This window comes from Bdellovibrio sp. HCB337 (assembly GCF_047302465.1).
GTDB lineage: Bacteria > Bdellovibrionota > Bdellovibrionia > Bdellovibrionales > Bdellovibrionaceae > JACMRP01.
The window spans coordinates 2,094,912-2,113,660 of the sequence record NZ_CP178621.1 but is presented as its reverse complement, the minus strand read 5'-3'; the positions used below and the strand labels follow the sequence as shown (position 1 = coordinate 2,113,660).

The following is an 18,749-nucleotide window of genomic DNA, read 5'->3' as shown; positions in this document are numbered from 1 at the left end:
AGGACGTAATGACTTATGAAGTATATTATTTCGGGGACCGACCGCGCGGATTCCAACTCTTTGAAAATTTCCCGCTATATTCAATCTCTTTATAAAGAATCTGGTGAAGATGTTGGTCTGATCGATATGCGCGACATTCGCGGCGAGCTCAGCCAAGGTCCTCATTATGGTAAGGATCAGCCTGCAAGCCTGCAGGCTGAGATCGATAAAGTTGTTAAGTCTGATGGTTTGATCGTGGTTTGTCCCGAGTACAATGGATCAATGCCGGGTATTTTGAAATACTATATTGATCACATGAAATTCCCAGACTCTTTCGAATACCGTCCGGTTTGTTTCGTGGGTCTTGGTGGAATGTTTGGTGGGATGAGACCCGTCGAGCATCTTCAGCAAGTATTTGGCTATAGAAATGCTTTTATTTATCCGCAACGTGTATTCTTGATGAATGTTCACAAGGTCGTAAAAGACGGAGCTCTTGTAGATCCTTTGATGCAGGATTTGTTGAAATCTCAAGTCAAAGGCTTCCAAGCATTCTGCAAAGCTTTGAAATCGGCTGGCCTTGATGCCAATAGCTTTATAGCGCAAAAAGCGACCAAATAATGCAAAACACAGCTCATAGTAAACATTCCCGAAACACATTGGTCTTGGCTTTCGCAGCCCTCGGCGTTGTTTTTGGTGATATCGGAACAAGCCCACTCTACGCTCTCAGAGAATGTTTTTCAGAGGCCCATAATCTGCCGTTGTCTCCGGAAAACGTGATCGGCGTTTTGTCTTTGATTTTCTGGACCATCATGATTTTGATCTGCGCCAAGTACATGGCCGTGGTGATGAAGGCAGACAACAAAGGCGAGGGTGGAATTCTTGCTTTGATGGCTCTGGCCTCGAGTGGTGAAGCCAAGAGTTCGACGACTCGACGTTTTGTCATTATCACCTTGGGACTTTTTGGTGCCGCTTTACTATACGGTGATGGCGTAATTACTCCTGCAATCTCGGTTTTGTCTGCAGTGGAAGGTCTTTATCTTTTAACGCCTGCGTTTGAACATTACGTGATTCCACTCACGATCTTTATTTTAAATGCCTTCTTCTTAATGCAAAAGTTTGGGACCGGTCGCATCGGTGTCGTATTTGGTCCGATTCTATTGCTTTGGTTTTTTGTTCTAGGAGCTTTGGGGCTTCACGGGATTCTACAAAACCCTGCGGTTCTTGAAGCGATCAATCCATATCACGCGATTGAATTCTTCCAGATTAATGGTTTCCATGGCTTTGTTGTTATGGGTTCCGTTGTCCTAGTTGTGACCGGTGGTGAGGCTCTTTATGCGGACATGGGGCACTTTGGCCGTCGTCCGATTCGCTTGGCGTGGTTCTTCGTTGCAATGCCAGGTCTTGTGCTTAATTACTTCGGCCAAGGCGCTTTGCTTTTAAGCAATCCCGAAGCGATTTCAAATCCATTCTATTTATTGGCACCAAAATGGGGATTAGCACCGTTGGTGATTCTTGCAACGATGGCTACTGTGATTGCGTCTCAAGCCTTGGTGTCAGGGATTTTCTCTATCACTCGTCAGGCTGTGCAATTGGGTTTCTGTCCACGTCTTGCTACGATTCATACCTCGAGCCGCGAAATTGGTCAGATCTATTTGCCATTCGTAAATTGGGCTCTTTTTGTGGGTGTCATCTGGTTGGTTGTAACCTTTAAATCGTCCAGCAATTTGGCAGCGGCCTACGGTATTGCGGTGACGGGCACGATGGTGATTACGACCATCTTAGCATTTGAAGTCTCTGTTCACCGCTGGCACTGGGGGCTTGGCAAGGCGCTCGCAATATTTGGTGGATTCTTGATTGTGGATTTGGCCTTCTTTGGATCTAACATTATGAAAGTCGCGCACGGTGGCTGGGTGCCGCTTGTGATGGCAGCAGTGATTTATCTTTTGATGATCACTTGGCACAAAGGAAGAAAAATTCTGTATGCCCGCTTAAAAGAGCGCTCGGTATCGATCGAAGAGTTCTGCCAAATGATTTTGCGTCAACCACCTCTGCGTGTTTCAGGCACAGCAATTTATATGGCAGGGGATCCTTCGGGCATTCCAGTGCCGCTTTTGCATAATCTGAAACACAATAAGGTATTGCACGAGAGAGTCGCGATTCTAACGATTCAAACGAAGGACGAACCTTTCGTTCCGAAAAAAGACCGCGTACTTATCCAAGAGATCATTCCAAATCTATACAGAATCATCGTCTATTACGGTTTCATGGAAACACCAAAAATGAAGCACATTCTCGAGGCCTGCCGCCAAAGAGATATTCATTTCAACGTTTCGGAAACAACGTTCGTGCTGGGGCGTGAGACAATCTTGCCGAGCACAGCACCTGGCATGAGTTTATGGCGAGAGAAGTTATTCGCAATCATGTCAAAGAACGCCCAGCGCCCTACGGCCTTCTTTAAAATCCCACCCAATCAGGTTATTGAAGTGGGAATTCAGGTCGAAATCTAAGTCTTCTTGGATTCGTCGCGCGGGTCTTTGGCTTGGAGAGGGGGCTGGGGAATTCCTTCAGACTACACACCCTCCATGGCTGCAGCTCCTACGCGCCCGAGTACAGGCACGTAGGGGGCCATCGTGGCCCCGCTGAGGTAACCTAAAGAAATTCCCCAGCCCCCTCTCCAAGCCAAAGACGGCTACGATTCCAACGTCGAAGGTTTCAAGCGAAGCTAACTTAATCAGATTTGGAAAAATAAAAAAAACGGCACGAGTCCGTTGTGCATTCTAAAGCACGCAATAAAAACGAAAACTTCGTGGCCACTTTCGCGCGGCAAAAACCGAAGATAGACGGCGGTGGGGATTCTTAGGATTTGTGATCGAAGCAGAATTTCCAGGGGAAGGGTTTTGGAAAGTCTCCGGAGAGGGCCTTCACGGGCCCATGGATGGGCCCCGCCGCCTGTACTCAGGCGGCGGAGTGACGAGCCTGGAGGGCGTGCCCCGAGGAGAGTTTCCAAAACCCTTCCCCTGGAAATTCCCTCGCTTAGACCTCAAAGCCTAGGATTCCAAAAACCGACGGATTTCTTCTTTTTGTTTCATTCCGTCTTCGTAGCCTATCTCTATCAATTGCGTACAGAATGATGGGTCGAAGAGTAGGTAGCTTACGATTTCGCTTGTTTCGCTGATGCTTCCTAAGCCCTTCAGTAGATATCTTATGATGTGTGGGAGCTTCATGTGTTTTTGGGCGGCGATTTCGCCGATGTCTGCAGATGGTGAGACCCACACGAAATCCACCTTTTTGTAGGTGAGTCCCTGGTGGACTCCTGGTGGGATTTGATCAATCAATGAATTGATTCTTTCGAGTCTTTCGACATCAAGTTCAACCCCATCTAACATGACTGAATTCAATAGTACGTTGAGGACGCGGCCGATGCTGGGGGCTTTTGCACTTTGCATGATGCGGTTTTCGTAGGCCGTGCCTTTTTGGCGACGGACTCCGATGACTAATATTTTTTGCGCGCCTAAGTAGATACTCGGGCTGCATGGAGCTGTGTTTCTGACGCAACCGTCGCCGAAGAATCTTTGATCGACGCCGACTGGAGGAAATAATAGGGGGATCGCCGAAGATGCTAAAACGTGTTCTGCGTTGATTTGTGCTTTTTCGCTATAACGACGGCTTTTTTGCCAGTCAGGAAGTTCTTTTTTACCTTGTACGAACGTGATCGCCGTCGAGCTTTGGTAATCCATCGCTGTAATAGCAAGTGCTTTTAAAATACCGCGATCGATGTTGTTTTGGATTTTCGCAAAAGGCAGTCTGTCTTTTAAAAGATTATGCAGCGGAGTTGTATCTAGCAACGCTTGGCCTGGAGTGGGGCCGACAAAGCCAGCGACCGACGCAGACTTCATCCAATTAAGACCGATTTTCCCGATAGAAGCGACATCCGAATAGAACACCTGATCACTGGTGAGTTGGCTCCAGAGGTCTACGAGGGATTTGCTGGCGGTGGTGAAATCATCCGCACCGGCAGCAAGGAAAGTGGCGTTAATGGCGCCGGCGCTGACTCCAGTGTAGATGTTAAATGCTTCGTGGATACCTGAGCTCTGCGCGATGTCTGCAATGGCCGAGAGGACTCCGACCTGATACGCGCCACGGGCTCCGCCGCCTGAAAGTACTAGACCTTTATTCAACATAGAATTCGATGACGTCATATTTATAGCTTAACTGTAAATCTCAGAATGAGACAAAGCATTTAGAGCATGTCCAGACTCTAAACGAAAGTGGGCCTAAAATGTCGTTTTGCTATTGGAGCGATTTGGCACGCTCTGTCCCGCTCTGAGACAGGCATTTTATTGTCGTTTGAAATCAAAAGCTTAGGGGACACCTATGAAGTTTCATCTGTGGTTTGGGTTTTGCTTTATGAGTCTAGTGAAGAAGAAAAATGTAACAGGAGGCTTTGTATGTCCCTCACAAAAAACTTTCGTTTCTATACATATATTCTAGTAGCTGCACTAGCTCTTACAGCATGTGCAAAGAGAGAGTCTGGCTACAAAGCTCGCAGAAATGCTTCGGGTGCAACTTATACTGATGGTGCTCGTGGTGAGGCCGCAGATGCCGCAGCCGCAGCTATGGGTTACAACACGGATATCTTGGGTGTGATGCAGCCGCAATCGGCAAACAGTGCTTTGTCAGTAACTTCTTACATCCGCGTGAATGCAAACAACTACCAAGTTGTAACGACTCACTACCAAGCTTTGGCGATTTCAAAAACGGTTCAAAATTTTGATGGTGCAACCTTCGAAGTAAACGGTGTTTGTGCAAACAACAACTGCAACCCTTACTACTTAATCGTTAATATCACTAGAGGCGGTCAGCAAATTAAGCAAACAGCTATGAAGAAATACTTCTACTATACGGGTGCTGAATCTGGCCAAGACTTGATCTTGTCTCGCGGTGCAGGTGAATTCGTATCTGTTCAAGATGCGATCAACGAACTTGAAAGCGCTGTTATCGAAGGACAATAGTTCAAGAGCTCAATAGTTTTAAATTTAATTCCAATCCCCCTTAAAGGCCCTTTTCCCCCGAAGGGCCTTTTTTATTGGCTCCAGCCAAAGAGACGACCGGAGTTGTGCTACATAAATGAGATTTCTTCGGAAACTTAACTTGAAAAAGTAAAGAAGAGTCTCTAGGCTCGAGTCTATGTTTGCTCAAATTATAGATATCTTTTTGCACTTGGATGTTCATCTTTCTCAACTGGCGGCAGCCTATGGAACTTTGATTTATGTAATCTTGTTCCTAATTATTTTTGCTGAAACCGGTTTGGTGGTAACTCCATTTTTGCCGGGTGACTCGTTGTTATTTGCTGCGGGGGCGTTGGCGAGTCTTGAAAGTAGCGGATTGAATATTGGTCTGATGTGGGGATTGCTGATTGCTGCGGCAATATTTGGGGATAGCACCAACTATTATATTGGTCGCAAAGTCGGACCGAAAGTCTTCTCGAAGGAAAAGTCATTGTTTCTAAATCCAAAGTATTTGGCACAAACCCAAGAGTTCTATCGTGACCATGGTGGCAAAACCGTACTGCTCGCGCGTTTTATGCCTATTTTTCGAACCTTTGCTCCCTTTGTGGCCGGTGTGGGACGCATGGAATATAAGAAATTTTTTACATTCAGCGTAGTCGGATCATTCCTTTGGATGAGCATCTTCCTAGGGGCGGGCTACTATTTTGGGAACCTCCCTAGTGTCAAAAGTAACTTCCATCTGGTAATTTTTTCCGTAATTGGGGTCTCTTTTCTACCAATGGTCGTAACCGCTGTAAGACAGCGCTTTAATTAAGTTTTCATGTAAATAATTGGTATTGCAAAGTCGCTGGGAACATGGCACCGTCGTTGCAACTAAGGTCCAGTGGGTTCAAAAAGGAACCAGTTTTTAAACACTAACACTGAGACAAGGGGAGTCGGTGAGAGATGGTCTCTCGCTAACTAAGGAAGTCCAGGGTTCAACATAGGGGAAAATAATGAAAAGAATTTTTGTAATTGCCGCACTTGCGACACTTGCAACTGCTGCTCAGGCGCAAAACAACAACGCCAACAACAGTAATAATGCAGCAGCATCTACAACAACTGCAGCTCCTGCAGCGAACGTAGCGGCCGCCGGCCAAACTGCAACGACTCTCCCAGATCCAGAAGCTGCTGCTACTAAAGGCAAAGCTTGGAGTGTGAGCATCATGAATCAAACTTCAGTTGATGCTTCTGTGTTGAACTACTCAAACAACAATCAGAAGTCTTACGGTTCAGTGAACTACGTAGGCGCGGGCTACAAGGTAGACGCAAAAAATAAAATCGGTGCTCGTCAATACTTCGGTATCGATCATGATGGCGAAACTAACAAGAACAAGACTACTATGATGGATGCAGTTTTGACCTACTCTCGCAGTGGTTGGGACGGTATTTTGAAGTCTGATCCTTTGTCTGCTACTTTCTGGTACTACGCTCCAACTTCGGATGCATCTCGCGATGTTAATTCAAATGGTATGGTTCGTATGGATATGGAAATCGGTTGGACTTTGAATCCGAAATGGTCTGTATCTTACTACTTGAATCCACGCCAAAGCTTCATTCCAGAAGGTGAAGTTGTTGTTGATGGTAAAGCTAGTCCTGTCTTCTCTAAGACAACTTTGATCCACTACGGATACTTGTACTACAACGTAAGTGATGCAGCGCAAGCTTACACTTATGCTGGTTACATGCACCGTTGGAATACTTCTAGCCTGACATTGCATGAAGAGCATGTTTTGGCTGGTTTGGGCGCAAGCTTCTCTTTGCTTGGTGGCAAAGTGAACTTGAATCCTGAAATCTCTGTAGACTCTAAGACTGTTGCTGGCTACAAGCCAACAAAAGCTGAAGAAGTTTTCCAAGAGAAAAACGTTAGCTACGTACTTACAAGTGCGTTTGTATTCTAAGATATAAGTTAAATTTGAAAACCACTAAAAAAGGAGCCCACAAGGCTCCTTTTTTTTATTTCTAGATTGGGTTTAGTCCGCCTCTGGCCCTCCGGGCCGCCGGCTCCTGCGAATCCGCGCTAAGCTGCCGCCACAAGCTTGTGACCGCATTCTCCGCAGAACTTTTGGCCCTCTTGGGCATCGGCGCTGCAAGATGGACATTTAATGCTACTGCCGGCTGCTGCCTTCTTAACAGGTTTCTTTTCTGGCTCTTGTGGATCTACAAAGCCTTTTTCATTCCATTTGTCGACTTCGCGAAGAACTCGCCAGTTTTTATGAAAGCCCGTGAATTCTTTGAGCTCAAATTGCAATTGAACTTCGTTATTGCCACTCATGGTTTTTCTTTTTGCGAAAAGACCTTTATTTTCCAGGCGGGTCAGAGTGTCTGGAGTAAAGTTCATGCCGAGTTCGTTTTTAAAGTAATCAACGATTTTCGGGAACGGAACGCTGACAACACCGAAGCGATCTAAAGGCTGACCTTCTGCGCAGGAGAGGAGTCCACCCAAAATAGTTACGACAGTGTCTTCGATTTTAATAACTTCGGATTTGCCACCTTTAAAGTAATAGTACTGGTAGAACTCAAAGAAGTTTTCAATCGCGGTCATATCAAAGATATGAAGCTTTTGAATCAACTCAGGTCCTTCTAGATCATCTGGATCTTTACCCATCTCATACATAGCCAGTTTTAACTTCACGAGGATGTTCACGGCTTGTTCTAGACGTTTGAGAGATTCGCCAAACACGCGTTGTGAGTATTGGCGGAAAAGCCCCCAATCAATAACGACACGTTCATTTCGTTTTTCACCTTTGTGATTAGCAGCATGAAAAATAGTGCCGAAGACTCTTGCGATCTGATCTTCTGGGCACGGAGTTCCGTCTTTTTCCATGCGGCTTGATTTAACGTCCGCTGTTGCGGTTTTAAGACGCTCTGTCAGGCTCTTCATGATGATCTTAAACATCTGAGGAGAAGACTCGAATTGAGCTTTAAACGCGTCTACGGGGATTTCTAAATACTTTGTTTCAGTGGTCGCGATAGCTGTCGTGACATGAGTGTTTTGACCTATCAAAACTTGTTCGCCAAGAATTTGGCTTGCGCCTACTTGGAACATATCGATGTTTTTCTTGTTTCTGGCCAGACACAAATTCACGGCACCGGTTTGAATCAGTAGCACGTTTTGAATTTTGTCGCCCTCGGTGTAAACCACTTCACCTTTTTTGACCGTTTTCATAGACATGATAAGCTCCCAAGATCTTGATTCTACAAGAAGACTTATCGGAAAAATGGGGTAAATCTAAAAGCGCGCAGATAGACCTTTGGTCCAGATTTGCTGTTTCAAAATAAGAATGAGTGGAGACGTTAGTTCTTGCTTGGGCGGTCGCGCAGATAAGAAGCGACCTTAGAACCATTTGGGAGCAAAGGAAGCGGGTCAATAGGTCCACGGTCTTTGCGGATCTCAAAATGTAAATGCACGCCTGTAGCGCGACCTGTGCGGCCCATGGCGCCTATCATTTGGCCTCGAGAAACCTTTTGGCCTTCTTGAACCACGATTTTATCCATATGAGCGTAAAGAGTTGCCCAGCCATTGCCAGACTCAACCAAAATCATTTTGCCATAACCACGGAACTCGCGGCCGGTATAGATCACCATGCCACCTTGAGCTGCTAAAATCGGAGTACCGCGTTTCGATGCTAAATCGATTCCTAAATGTGGGCGGCGTTTTTTAGGAAGAAAACCGCGAGTCAATCGCGCATCATCTACAGGCCAATCAAAAAGATCAGTCTTGTCGACAAAGCTAATTTTTTTGTCAGGTGCAGATAGAGGACCTTCGGCACGGAAGTCGGGTGTACTTAAAGAACCCTGAGAGATTTCACGAGAAAGTGGAGTGTGATAAGTCGCGCAAGAACCAAAGATAGCAATGGCGCAAAAAGAGATAGCAATTCTTAAGACGTTCTGTGTCGACAACATACAAATATTATAGCGCAAACTCGGGACAATTCCAAAAATAAAACCAGTTTTTGTGACTCTTAACGACACAAAAACTGGTTTTTTAGAGAGAGAAAATTGTTTCTCTAGCCTGCTAAAAGTCTTAGTCCGCGTTCTGGCCTCCGGCCTGCACGCTCCTCCGCATGAGCGGGTCTAGGTCTTATAAATCGGATATTTACCACACATCTCTTTCACGTCGTTTTTTACTCGCGTTTTCAGAGTCGCGTCTTCTGGATTGTTCATTACTTGCGCAATCCATTTTCCGATTTGTTTCATTTCAGTGGCGCCCATTCCACGAGTGGTGAGTGCCGGAGTTCCCACTCGAATACCGCTTGTTACAAACGGAGAGCGTTTTTCATTCGGAACTGTGTTTTTATTCACTGTAATGCCAGCTTCGTCCAAAGAGGTTTCAGCAAGTTTTCCTGTGATTTCGCGATCGCTCAAGTCAATCAACATCAAGTGATTGTCTGTTCCGCCTGTCACAAGTTTGAAACCTTGAGACATTAATTCTTCTGCTAAAACTTTTGCATTTGAAACGACATTGTCGATGTATTTTTTAAAGTCAGGTCGAAGCGCTTCGCCAAATGCAACAGCTTTGCCGGCAATGACATGCTCAAGAGGTCCGCCTTGAATGCCTGGGAAAATTTTTGAATTGATGGCTTTCAATTTATCTTCAGAGCACAAAATCATTCCACCACGAGGACCACGTAAGGTTTTGTGAGTTGTCGTCGTAATGTAGTCTGCATAACCCACTGGGCTTGGATGAGCACCCGTAGCAACAAGTCCCGCAAAGTGAGCCATGTCCACCATCAATTGTGCACCAACATCATCCGCAATTTCTTTGAATTTTGCGAAATCCAAAACGCGCGGGTAAGCGCTGTAGCCTGCGATGATTAGCTTTGGTTTTACTTCGCGTGCGGTTTTTAAAATACTGTCATAGTTCAAACGCTCGGTTGCTGGATCTAATTTGTAAGAAGTGGCATTGAACAAAAATCCGCTGAAATTTACAGGGGAGCCATGGGTTAAATGTCCACCATGCGAAAGATCCATTCCAAGAACCGTGTCGCCAGCTTTCATACAAGCCAAGTAAACGCCCATATTCGCTTGTGAACCCGAGTGCGGCTGAACGTTCGCAGCTTCAACTCCGAAAAGTTTTTTTGCGCGTTCAATTGCTTGAGCTTCGATCAAATCTACATAGTGGCAACCGCCGTAGTAGCGTTTGTTTGGATAACCTTCAGCATACTTGTTAGTAAGGCAAGATCCTTGAGCCTCCATCACGGCTTGAGAAGTATAGTTCTCGGAAGCGATCATCTCGAGACCATACTCTTGGCGGTCTTGCTCTTGGCCAATCAGTTTAAAAATTTCTGGATCTGCATTGGATAAAAATGAAGACATAGCTTGCTCCACTCGCGATAGCGAGGATGTGAATATAATTCGACTAGAACATTAGAAAATACTTAGCAGAGCTTTGCAACTCTTTGTGAGTGGCGTCCGCCTTCGAATTTCGCAGCCATGAAGGCTTTTAAAATCTTCTCAGCAACCTCGCTAGAGACAGCGCGAGAACCAAGACATAAAACATTGGCGTTGTTATGTTCCCGTGACAAACGAGCCACATCTTCATTCCAGCAAAGGGCTGCGCGAATTTGCGGATATTTATTTGCACGAATCGCCATGCCTTGGCCAGAGCCGCAAATCAAAACTCCGAAGACGCCTGTATTGAATGCGTCTTCCGTTGCAGGATGTTTTCCTGTGGCTTCAATAAGTTTATCGCAAAGAGTTTTGGCGAAATCAGGATAGTCTACAGAATGTAGATCATGAGTTCCCAGATCCTCCCAAGGAAGATCCGGCAGATACTTGATAAAAATTTGTTTTAAGTCGAAACCAGCGTGATCTGAAGCAATGAAAATCTTGTTTATCATACCTTCGAGAATATCATGCAGGCATTGGTGCCACCAAAGCCAAAACTATTGTTCATGACATTTTGAAGTTTGCCATGACGTGCTTCATTAGGAACATAGTCCAACTTGCAGTCATCACTTGGGTTTTGAAGATTGATTGTAGGTGGCGCAATTTGATCTTTAATCGCCATTACGCAGAAAGCACCTTCGATAGCACCTGCGGCACCCAAGCCGTGGCCCATCATGCTCTTCGTTGAAGAGACCCAAACATTCTTCGCATGATCGCCCATCAATTTAGTAATTGCAGCGGACTCAAGACCATCTCCGACAGGAGTGCTTGTTCCGTGAGCATTGACGTATTGAATGTCTGAAGGTTTTAGACCTGAATCCACCATCGCCATGCTCATCGCTGCATAACCACCAGCGCCTTCAGGAGCAGGGGAAGTCATGTGATAAGCATCCGCAGAAACACCGTAACCTGTGATTTCGCACAAGATATTAGCGCCACGTTTTTCAGCGTGTTCAAGGGATTCAAGAATTAGAATCGCAGCACCTTCCGCAAGAACAAAACCATCACGGTCTTTGTCCCAAGGACGGCTTGCGCGTTCTGGATCGTCGTTACGAGTTGAAAGAGCGCGCATTGCTGCGAAGCCACCGATTGCCGTTGGGCACACTGTGGATTCCGCACCACCAGCAACCATCACGTCCATCCAGCCATTGCGGATGTAGTTAACCGCTTCACCGATGGAGTGAACTCCAGAGGCGCAAGCAGATGTTACTGAGTAGTTCGGGCCTTTCAAGCCATGAGCGATACTCACTTGGCCAGCGGCCAAGTTTGTAATCACCATAGGGATAAAGAAAGGACTGATACGACCAGGTCCTTTCTCTTTGAAGCGAGTATGTTGCTCTTCGATGCCAGGAAGTCCGCCCATGCCGACGCCAATAATGCAACCGGCACGAGGAGCTATCTGTTCGGTGATTTGAAGATTCGCCATATCCAAAGCCATCTTTGCAGAAGCTAAGGAGTAGTGAATGAAGGTATCCATCTTTTTTTGTTCTTTACGTTCAATAAAAAGATCTGGATTAAAGCCTTTCACTTCACCAGCAAAGGTCACATCAAAACCAGCGGTATCGAAACGAGTGATTTTAGAAATACCAGATTTCCCCTTTTTGGCGTTCTCCCAGCTATCCTGAATAGAGAGTCCAAGTGGAGTCACGGCACCAACACCAGTTACTACAACACGTTTTTGAGCCTTTGCGGGGCGTTCAAATCGAGAGCTCATAAAAGCCTACGCTTTACCTTTTTTTTGCAGGTAAGAAGCAACGTCTTGAACAGTTTTCAACTTTTCAGCATCTTCATCAGGAATTTCAAGATCGAATTCCTCTTCCATTGCCATAACAAGTTCAACGATATCCAAGCTATCAGCACCCAAATCGTCGATGAAAGAAGCTTCTGCTTTAACTTTCTCAGGGTCTACGCCAAGTTGTTCAACGATGATATCTTTAACCTTTGGGTGAATTTCCATTATTTCCTCCTGGTAAAATTCAGTTCCTAATTAAATTAATAAAACTCTTAACTCATGAACATGCCACCATTCACATTGATGGTATGGCCTGTTATATATTTAGATTCTTCACTCAATAAAAACTTTACGGCGTTTGCTACGTCAACACCTTCGCCGATGGCGCTCATAGGAATCTTCGTTAGAATTTTCCCTTTCACGTCTTCATTTAGTACATGGGTCATTTCAGTGGCGATAAAGCCTGGAGCAACACAGTTTACACGCACGTTGCGAGAAGCTAATTCCAATGCCACAGACTTACTGAAAGCCTCAGTGCCAGCTTTAGAAGCTGCGTAGTTAGCTTGACCTGCATTGCCGGTTTGGCCGATCACGCTGGTGATATTCACGATGGAACCCTTACGAGCTTTCATCATGATTTTGCTAAGGGCTTTCGTCATCAAGAAAGTGCCGCGCAAGTTCGTGTTCATAACAGCATCGAAATCTTCAGCCTTCATACGCAACAAAAGTTGGTCTTTGGTGATTCCGGCATTGTTTACTAAACCATCGATCTCGGACCATTTCGTAGAAATTTGATCAACAGCTTGAGTGACGCTCTCTTCAGATGCGACATCAAGTTTCAAATAGAAATGACCTTCACCAGGAAGAGTTTTAGCCACTTCTGCAGCTGCTTCTTCGCGGGAAGAGTAGGTAAAGCAAACTTGAGCGCCTTCTTCTGCAAGGGTCTTAACGATAGAAGCGCCAATACCGCGGCTTCCGCCGGTAACGATGATTTTCTTTCCTTGCAATGACTTCATAGACTTCCCTAAAAACTCTAGTTCTAAATAATCAGAAAACTCGAGGCTTTCTTTGTGTTATTTGCAACACACTTTGACCGAAAGAATCGGCTTCTTCAAGGACTTTTAATGACTCGAAGCTTTCAGAAATTCCTCAATCAATTTAAGATCTTCTAAGGAATTTGTTCCGAAAACTGTGAAAGCTTCGCTGTCAATTTTCTTGAGGAGCCCAGCAACCACTTTTCCAGCCCCAGATTCGACGCATTTAGTGAGTCCCTGAGTCTTTAAAACCTCCATGCTTTCCGTCCAGCGAACTGGAGCAGAAACTTGTCTGATGAGGTTTTCGCGGAGTTGTTCCGGTTTGTTCTCAAAGTTTGCAGTGAAGTTTTGAACGATTTTGAACTCAGGAGCTCTAAACTCCATCGCTGTTAGAATTTCGCGCATCTTCTTTTCGGCTGGTAGCATCATTTCGCAGTGAAACGGTGCCGAAACATTGAGCGGAATCAGTTTGGCGCGCTTTGGCGGCTCTGGGAAAATTTCAGGTTTGAAGTTCGCTTTGAGCCATTCAATAGCTTTCATAGAGCCACTCAAAACGATTTGTCCTGGGCTATTGAAATTAGCAGGCGACAGTGGCGAAAAACCAGAGTTCTTCACAACGAAGTCGCATAGGAATTGCGCTTGATCAGGTTCTAAACCAAGTGTTGCGATCATTCCGCCTTGGCCAACCGGTACTGCGGATTGCATCGCTTGACCACGAGTGCGAACAGCACGCATAGCCGGAGCAAAATCAATGACGTTTGCCGCAACTAAAGCGGCGTATTCGCCGATCGAGTGGCCAGCACTTGCAGAAACTTTTAAGTGGTATTCAGATTTCAAAACTCTTTGTGTCGCTGTCGAAACGACTAAAAGAGCAGGTTGAGTGTTTTCTGTCAGAGCAAGTTCTGCTTCGGTGCCGTCGAAGCAAAGTTTTTTCATGTCTTGAGACAATGCTTCGCTAGCTTCTTCGAAAGTTTCTTTTGCAGCTTTGAAGTTCTCGAATAGAAAACGGCCCATTCCAGGCTGTTGACTGCCTTGACCGGGAAATAAAAGAGTCATCATAAATTAGTACCTCATGAGTAAGCTACCGCTCGTGAGACCAGCTCCGAAAGCGGTGAGTAGAATGACTTGGCCACGTTTTACGCGTCCATCATCCTTAGCCATTTGGAAAGCTAGTGGGATTGAAGCAGCTGAAGTATTCCCAGTTTCGTGAACACTCACGACCACTTTTTCTTTCGGGAATTCATAGTATTCAGCAATCGCTTCGATAATACGATTGTTAGCTTGATGTGGAATCAGCCAATCAACTTGGTCTGCGGTCATTTCGTTCGCATCCAAAGCTTCTTGGCAGCAGTGGCTCATTGTACGAACCGCATTTTTAAAGATCTCGCGACCTTTCATACGAACGTACTGGCCTTTGTTTTCAAGAACTTCTGCAGAGAATGGGATTTTAGATCCACCCGCTGGAAGAACAAATAGATCACCCAAACCGCCATCAGCATGAAGGTGAGAGCTCATGATCACATTTTTGTCTTCTGTAGAAGTGCGAGAAAGAATCCACGCACCAGCACCGTCTCCGAAGAGGATGCAGGTTTCGCGGTCTTGGTAGTTTACAAAGCGATGAAGAACTTCGGCTCCGACAACAAGGACGTGCTTGTAAACGCCTGTGCGGATGAACTGGTCTGCAACAGAAAGTCCATAAACGAATCCTGAGCAAGCAGCTGACAGATCGAAAGCCATGATGTTTCTAGCGCCCAATTTATGCTGAAGAACACACGCGGTGCTCGGCATAACTTGGTCACCAGAAACGGTGCAAACGATGATGGCATCAAGATCTTGCGCGGTGAGACCCGCGTCTTTTAGAGCATTCTCAGCGGCGATCAGACTCAAGTCTGAACACGCCTGGTCTGAAGAAGCCATATGGCGGCGTTTGATCCCGGTTCGTTCAACGATCCATTGATCATTGGTTTCCACCATCTTTTCAAGATCGGCGTTCGTAAGAACGCCTGGTGGTAGATAAGAACCTGTTCCTGCGACCCGAGATCGATACATTCCAGCCATGGAGAATCCTAAGTCCTAAGAATTTAAAAACTACGCTTTAGCTGCGCTGATTTGCTTACCTTTGTAGTAGTAAGCGCCGTCAGCACCTTTATGAGCGCGGTGTGGACGTACAAGTTCGCCTGTCTTTTTTTCTACAGCTACTGCTGGAGCAGACAAACCATCATGAGATCTGCGCATGTCACGACGTGAACGGGATGTTTTCTTTTTAGGAGTTGGCATAGTCTTTACCTCTTTAAATCGTTACAAAGCTTGGTAATTTAACCAAAGATCGACAAAAATCAACCTTAATTCAACTTAATGTTCTTAAGAACTGCAAATGGGGACTCAGGCTTCTCCGCTGGCATCTCCTCGTTATAGCCGAAATTCTCGCCTCTGACGTGGATTCCACAGATAGAACAGTCGCCTTTTTCATCCTCAGGTCCTGCTGGATTAAAAGGCGCATTAATTGCTACGACTTCATGGACGTATTCGCCCATATTAAAGATCATACCGTCGTATTCCGTAGCTTCTGGGCCGTCTTCCAAAGATTCCGAAACATGGTTTACTTTCGCGTACTTACCAGTGCGATCGTCGCTTTGGCGAGGAATCAAAATAGCTTTAAATTTAGGAGTAACCTTCATACAGAAGTCGATGCCGCAACGAGAACAATCTTCAGGAAGTTCTGTTTTGATAAATCCAGACAGCTCGAAGTCTTTGGAGTTCAAAGGTTTTATAAAAAATTCACTATGAAAAGCGTTGTCGCCAATGAGGTCTTTCAAAACCACATTCAATTCACCCGTTTTTTGGGTGCAAACGAAGCTTTTACCCTCTTCAGGGATTTCAGTAAGATTGATTTTCATAGGACCTCCGCAGGTCAAAGGGGGAGCTCAACGTAGCCGGACAGCGTTAAAAAAGCAAGAGCGGAATTGAGTTTTGGCGTAGAGTTTCATGCTGAAAATGCAAACAAAAGCCAGATTGCTGAGGTTGCCCCGTGAGAACCTCTGTATCCAGTGAAACATGACGACTTAAGATGAAAAAAAGACAAGTCTTCATAGCGTGTAATTTACCAAGAATAACGATCTCACTTTGTCTTTTGAACGCGCTCGTTTCTAAATATTCTTCGATCGAAGAATAAAAGCAGAGTCCTTTTTTGTGGGCTGTGCTTTCAACAAGAAATGAGGTTCTTATGTTTTCGACTTTAAAAGGACGAATACTTTTATGCGTAAGTCTTAGCTTGTTGGCCGCTTGTGCTGCCAAGCCACCGAATGTGCAAACTATTCCATCCACGGCGGATGTATCCCAAGAGCTAGAGGCAACTCAAAGATTATTGAATGAGGCCCAAAGCAATAATCTGGATGTCTTGTCGCCAAAAAGTTACCAGCGAGCTCAGGTGAAATTGAATGATGCACGTGAACTGTTAGTGCGTGGAAAAGGTTCTGAAGAAATCCTTGAAGGTGTCGCAGAATCTCGCGCGTGGTTGGCAGAAGCTAACTCTAAGGCGGAAGTGACAAGACCCGCAGTTAAAAATGTTGTGGATGCACGAAGTGGTGCTATGAAAGCCAATGCGCCAGTATTGTTCTCGAAAGAATTTAGTAAGCTTGATGATGAAGCCCGAGAAATTGCGGCCTCCGCTGAAAAAGGCGATATGAGTAAAGCTACTAAAAAAGGAGACCGCGTTGCAAAGGATTACCGGGATCTTGAGGTTCAATCCGTGACTAAAAACTTTGTTGGTGAGGCTCAAGAGAACTTGAAACTTGCCAAAAAAGCGGACGCTGATAAAAACGCGCCAAAAACATACGGAGTGACAGAGTCCAAAATTAATTATGCTCTTTCTTTGATTCAAGAGAATCCACGCAATACTGCCGCGATCTCGCGTGCGGGTGCTGATGCTGTAGATCAGTCTAAGTTCTTACTAGCCGTGAATCAGAAAACTAAAGAAGGCAATACAGAAGACCTTGTTCTTCAATCTGAAAAACAAAGACGAGTTATCTCTGGTCTAGCGGTCGGAATGGCCGGGGCTGAAGCTGAACTTGCGCAGAAAGAAGCGGCATTAAAAACAGCTGAAGAACTGCGTGAGCAATTAAAACCGAATGAAGCCGAAGTTTATGTTGAAGGCAATGCCGTGAAGGTACGCTTGAAAGGTGTTCAGTTTGGTTCTAACCAAGCAACTATCAACAAAAAAAGCGCAAGCCTTTTAGAGAAGGTTGATAAAGCTTTGGGCACTGTTGGTGTTTCTAAAGTCACAGTCGAGGGACATACGGACTCTTCAGGCTCTTCACAAGCAAACCAAGAGATCTCTCTGAAAAGAGCGCAATCTGTACAAGATTACTTGGTTTCACAAGGACAGCTTGGGCAAGCTCAAGTGAGTGCAGTCGGTAAAGGATCTGAGAATCCGGTATCTGATAATAAGACTCAAAAAGGGCGTGCAGAAAATCGCCGTATCGATCTTATTGTTCAGCCTGATATTGAAAAGGCTGTTGAGTAAAAACAGTCTTGTTTCAATTTACATTTGTCAAAGGCCACAGGAAGCTGTGGCCTTTTGTTATTTCATAGGATGTCTTTATTGTTTCATGGATTTAGTATTCAGCCTTCTTTGATTATCGGGAACACCTCGAACATTTTAGAACCTTCAGAAGATGAAACTCATCTTAACTACAAGGAGATAAAAATGAGACACCAAAGACATGATAGACAAGACAGAAATGAAAGAGGCGAAAGAAACGAACGTCGTGGCATGAGAGGCTCCGACAGATTTGATCGCGACGAAAGACGCTCTTCAGAGAGTCCGAGGAGTTCTATTCGTGAAAGATTTGAAAGAGAAGACGATTACTCTATGGATAGCGATCGTAGAGATCGCTGGATGGATCGTCGGGACGACATTCGTGAGCGTTTGTCTGATGTTAGAGATCACATCGAAGATTATGGAAATCGAGAATACCAAGGACTTGGCAATTCCAGGTTCACAGATAACGGACCTGGATATCGTTCCGTGGGTGAAGAGCGTTCTCACAGAGATGCCATGAGAAATGAAGTGCGTGAGGCCTTTGGCACAAGACGCGACGACGATGATCGCCGTGAACGCAGAGAAGATCGTCGCGAAGAAATTGGTCGCTTCTTTGGTCGCGGACCTAAAGGCTTTAAGCGTTCTGACGATCGCATCAAAGAGGAAATTTCTGAATTGTTAACTCGTCACCCAGAAGTCGATGCTAGTGAAGTAGAAATTGAAGTTAAAGACGGTGAAGTCACCTTAACCGGCACTGTCATTGAAAGAAGAATGAAGCATCTGGCTGAAGATGCTGTTGAAAGAGCCATGGGCGTCAGAGACATTATTAACAATCTGCGTGTGCGCCGAGAAGAGGCTAGAGCTGAATCTAGAGAAGATCGTGGTGAGAGAAGAGAGGGTTCTTCACTTTCGCCTTCAGCCCAACAGCAGGCTGGAAAGAAAGCCGGTGCTTCAAGCACAACGACTACGACGCCTCACTAGTTTTTAAAAACACTGTGTGAGTTTGAAGGCCCACATCTTTTTGG

At 45.4% G+C, this 18,749-nt stretch carries 19 protein-coding genes; 7 read left to right on the top strand and 12 right to left on the bottom strand.

Annotation, left to right across the window (positions count from 1 at the left end; all coding sequences use genetic code 11):
* Positions 1–15: 15 nt before the first annotated feature.
* A complete protein-coding gene (locus ACLWBB_RS10225; protein WP_413291548.1) occupies positions 16–597 on the top strand; it encodes an NADPH-dependent FMN reductase in 582 nt (193 codons plus the stop codon).
* Positions 597–2,486, top strand: a complete 1,890-nt coding sequence (locus tag ACLWBB_RS10220; RefSeq protein ID WP_413291546.1) for a potassium transporter Kup — start codon at positions 597–599, stop codon at positions 2,484–2,486. The genes ACLWBB_RS10225 and ACLWBB_RS10220 overlap by 1 nt, the downstream gene beginning before the upstream one ends.
* Before the next feature lie 540 nt (positions 2,487–3,026).
* Here ACLWBB_RS10220 and ACLWBB_RS10215 read toward each other — a convergent pair.
* Entirely contained in the window at positions 3,027–4,160 is a 1,134-nt protein-coding gene (locus tag ACLWBB_RS10215; protein ID WP_413291545.1) for a patatin-like phospholipase family protein, read from the bottom strand.
* Between the two features lie 267 nt (positions 4,161–4,427).
* On the opposite strand from ACLWBB_RS10215, the gene ACLWBB_RS10210 reads away from it, so the two are divergent.
* The 3 genes from ACLWBB_RS10210 (at position 4,428) to ACLWBB_RS10200 (ending at position 6,928) form a co-directional block, all read left to right on the top strand.
* A complete protein-coding gene (locus ACLWBB_RS10210; protein ID WP_413291544.1) occupies positions 4,428–4,991 on the top strand; it encodes a hypothetical protein in 564 nt (187 codons plus the stop codon).
* A 175-nt stretch (positions 4,992–5,166) separates the two neighbouring features.
* Complete coding sequence (locus ACLWBB_RS10205) at positions 5,167–5,802, top strand: DedA family protein (RefSeq protein ID WP_413291543.1); 636 nt, start codon at positions 5,167–5,169, stop codon at positions 5,800–5,802.
* Positions 5,803–5,983: 181 nt separating this feature from the next.
* On the top strand, positions 5,984–6,928 hold the full coding sequence (locus ACLWBB_RS10200) for a hypothetical protein (protein ID WP_413291542.1): 945 nt from the start codon (positions 5,984–5,986) through the stop codon (positions 6,926–6,928).
* Between the two features lie 119 nt (positions 6,929–7,047).
* Here the strand turns inward: ACLWBB_RS10200 and ACLWBB_RS10195 are convergent, their stop codons facing one another.
* The 11 genes from ACLWBB_RS10195 to ACLWBB_RS10145 all read right to left on the bottom strand — a co-directional run bounded on the left by ACLWBB_RS10195 (position 7,048) and on the right by ACLWBB_RS10145 (position 16,081).
* On the bottom strand, positions 7,048–8,202 hold the full coding sequence (locus tag ACLWBB_RS10195) for a cyclic nucleotide-binding domain-containing protein (protein WP_413291540.1): 1,155 nt from the start codon (positions 8,200–8,202) through the stop codon (positions 7,048–7,050).
* Positions 8,203–8,324: 122 nt separating this feature from the next.
* The gene (locus ACLWBB_RS10190; RefSeq protein WP_413291539.1) at positions 8,325–8,933 is read right to left on the bottom strand and encodes a M23 family metallopeptidase; all 609 of its coding nucleotides are present in this window, start codon (positions 8,931–8,933) and stop codon (positions 8,325–8,327) included.
* 171 nt (positions 8,934–9,104) lie between these two features.
* Positions 9,105–10,346: a serine hydroxymethyltransferase gene (gene glyA / locus ACLWBB_RS10185; RefSeq protein WP_413291538.1), complete on the bottom strand. Its 1,242-nt coding sequence runs from the start codon at positions 10,344–10,346 to the stop codon at positions 9,105–9,107.
* 62 nt (positions 10,347–10,408) lie between these two features.
* Entirely contained in the window at positions 10,409–10,870 is a 462-nt protein-coding gene (rpiB, locus tag ACLWBB_RS10180; protein ID WP_413291536.1) for a ribose 5-phosphate isomerase B, read from the bottom strand.
* Positions 10,867–12,132 (bottom strand): beta-ketoacyl-ACP synthase II, encoded by a 1,266-nt coding sequence (gene fabF / locus ACLWBB_RS10175; RefSeq protein ID WP_413291535.1) that lies wholly within the window; start codon positions 12,130–12,132, stop codon positions 10,867–10,869. The genes rpiB and fabF overlap by 4 nt, the downstream gene beginning before the upstream one ends.
* Positions 12,133–12,138: 6 nt before the next feature.
* Positions 12,139–12,375: an acyl carrier protein gene (acpP, locus tag ACLWBB_RS10170; protein WP_413291534.1), complete on the bottom strand. Its 237-nt coding sequence runs from the start codon at positions 12,373–12,375 to the stop codon at positions 12,139–12,141.
* Positions 12,376–12,422: 47 nt separating this feature from the next.
* A complete protein-coding gene (fabG, locus tag ACLWBB_RS10165; protein WP_413291533.1) occupies positions 12,423–13,166 on the bottom strand; it encodes a 3-oxoacyl-[acyl-carrier-protein] reductase in 744 nt (247 codons plus the stop codon).
* 105 nt (positions 13,167–13,271) lie between these two features.
* On the bottom strand, positions 13,272–14,243 hold the full coding sequence (fabD, locus tag ACLWBB_RS10160) for an ACP S-malonyltransferase (protein ID WP_413291532.1): 972 nt from the start codon (positions 14,241–14,243) through the stop codon (positions 13,272–13,274).
* A 3-nt stretch (positions 14,244–14,246) separates the two neighbouring features.
* Complete coding sequence (locus ACLWBB_RS10155) at positions 14,247–15,233, bottom strand: beta-ketoacyl-ACP synthase III (RefSeq protein ID WP_413291601.1); 987 nt, start codon at positions 15,231–15,233, stop codon at positions 14,247–14,249.
* A gap of 39 nt (positions 15,234–15,272) precedes the next feature.
* The gene (gene rpmF / locus ACLWBB_RS10150) at positions 15,273–15,461 is read right to left on the bottom strand and encodes a 50S ribosomal protein L32 (RefSeq protein ID WP_413291531.1); all 189 of its coding nucleotides are present in this window, start codon (positions 15,459–15,461) and stop codon (positions 15,273–15,275) included.
* A 65-nt stretch (positions 15,462–15,526) separates the two neighbouring features.
* Positions 15,527–16,081: a YceD family protein gene (locus ACLWBB_RS10145; RefSeq protein WP_413291530.1), complete on the bottom strand. Its 555-nt coding sequence runs from the start codon at positions 16,079–16,081 to the stop codon at positions 15,527–15,529.
* Between the two features lie 326 nt (positions 16,082–16,407).
* Between ACLWBB_RS10145 and ACLWBB_RS10140 the strand changes: the two genes are divergently transcribed.
* Complete coding sequence (locus ACLWBB_RS10140; RefSeq protein WP_413291529.1) at positions 16,408–17,706, top strand: OmpA family protein; 1,299 nt, start codon at positions 16,408–16,410, stop codon at positions 17,704–17,706.
* Positions 17,707–17,889: 183 nt separating this feature from the next.
* Entirely contained in the window at positions 17,890–18,705 is an 816-nt protein-coding gene (locus ACLWBB_RS10135; RefSeq protein ID WP_413291528.1) for a BON domain-containing protein, read from the top strand.
* Positions 18,706–18,749 lie beyond the last annotated feature (44 nt).

Excerpts from the sequence above, each read along its gene's own strand:
- ACLWBB_RS10225 (WP_413291548.1), top strand. The coding sequence starts at position 16 with ATGAAGTATATTATTTCGGGGACCGACCGCGCGGATTCCAACTCTTTG.
- ACLWBB_RS10220 (WP_413291546.1), top strand. The coding sequence starts at position 597 with ATGCAAAACACAGCTCATAGTAAACATTCCCGAAACACATTGGTCTTG.
- ACLWBB_RS10215 (WP_413291545.1), bottom strand. The coding sequence starts at position 4,160 with ATGTTGAATAAAGGTCTAGTACTTTCAGGCGGCGGAGCCCGTGGCGCG.
- ACLWBB_RS10210 (WP_413291544.1), top strand. The coding sequence starts at position 4,428 with ATGTCCCTCACAAAAAACTTTCGTTTCTATACATATATTCTAGTAGCT.
- ACLWBB_RS10205 (WP_413291543.1), top strand. The coding sequence starts at position 5,167 with ATGTTTGCTCAAATTATAGATATCTTTTTGCACTTGGATGTTCATCTT.
- ACLWBB_RS10200 (WP_413291542.1), top strand. The coding sequence starts at position 5,984 with ATGAAAAGAATTTTTGTAATTGCCGCACTTGCGACACTTGCAACTGCT.
- ACLWBB_RS10195 (WP_413291540.1), bottom strand. The coding sequence starts at position 8,202 with ATGTCTATGAAAACGGTCAAAAAAGGTGAAGTGGTTTACACCGAGGGC.
- ACLWBB_RS10190 (WP_413291539.1), bottom strand. The coding sequence starts at position 8,933 with ATGTTGTCGACACAGAACGTCTTAAGAATTGCTATCTCTTTTTGCGCC.
- glyA (WP_413291538.1), bottom strand. The coding sequence starts at position 10,346 with ATGTCTTCATTTTTATCCAATGCAGATCCAGAAATTTTTAAACTGATT.
- rpiB (WP_413291536.1), bottom strand. The coding sequence starts at position 10,870 with ATGATAAACAAGATTTTCATTGCTTCAGATCACGCTGGTTTCGACTTA.
- fabF (WP_413291535.1), bottom strand. The coding sequence starts at position 12,132 with ATGAGCTCTCGATTTGAACGCCCCGCAAAGGCTCAAAAACGTGTTGTA.
- acpP (WP_413291534.1), bottom strand. The coding sequence starts at position 12,375 with ATGGAAATTCACCCAAAGGTTAAAGATATCATCGTTGAACAACTTGGC.
- fabG (WP_413291533.1), bottom strand. The coding sequence starts at position 13,166 with ATGAAGTCATTGCAAGGAAAGAAAATCATCGTTACCGGCGGAAGCCGC.
- fabD (WP_413291532.1), bottom strand. The coding sequence starts at position 14,243 with ATGATGACTCTTTTATTTCCCGGTCAAGGCAGTCAACAGCCTGGAATG.
- ACLWBB_RS10155 (WP_413291601.1), bottom strand. The coding sequence starts at position 15,233 with ATGTATCGATCTCGGGTCGCAGGAACAGGTTCTTATCTACCACCAGGC.
- rpmF (WP_413291531.1), bottom strand. The coding sequence starts at position 15,461 with ATGCCAACTCCTAAAAAGAAAACATCCCGTTCACGTCGTGACATGCGC.
- ACLWBB_RS10145 (WP_413291530.1), bottom strand. The coding sequence starts at position 16,081 with ATGAAAATCAATCTTACTGAAATCCCTGAAGAGGGTAAAAGCTTCGTT.
- ACLWBB_RS10140 (WP_413291529.1), top strand. The coding sequence starts at position 16,408 with ATGTTTTCGACTTTAAAAGGACGAATACTTTTATGCGTAAGTCTTAGC.
- ACLWBB_RS10135 (WP_413291528.1), top strand. The coding sequence starts at position 17,890 with ATGAGACACCAAAGACATGATAGACAAGACAGAAATGAAAGAGGCGAA.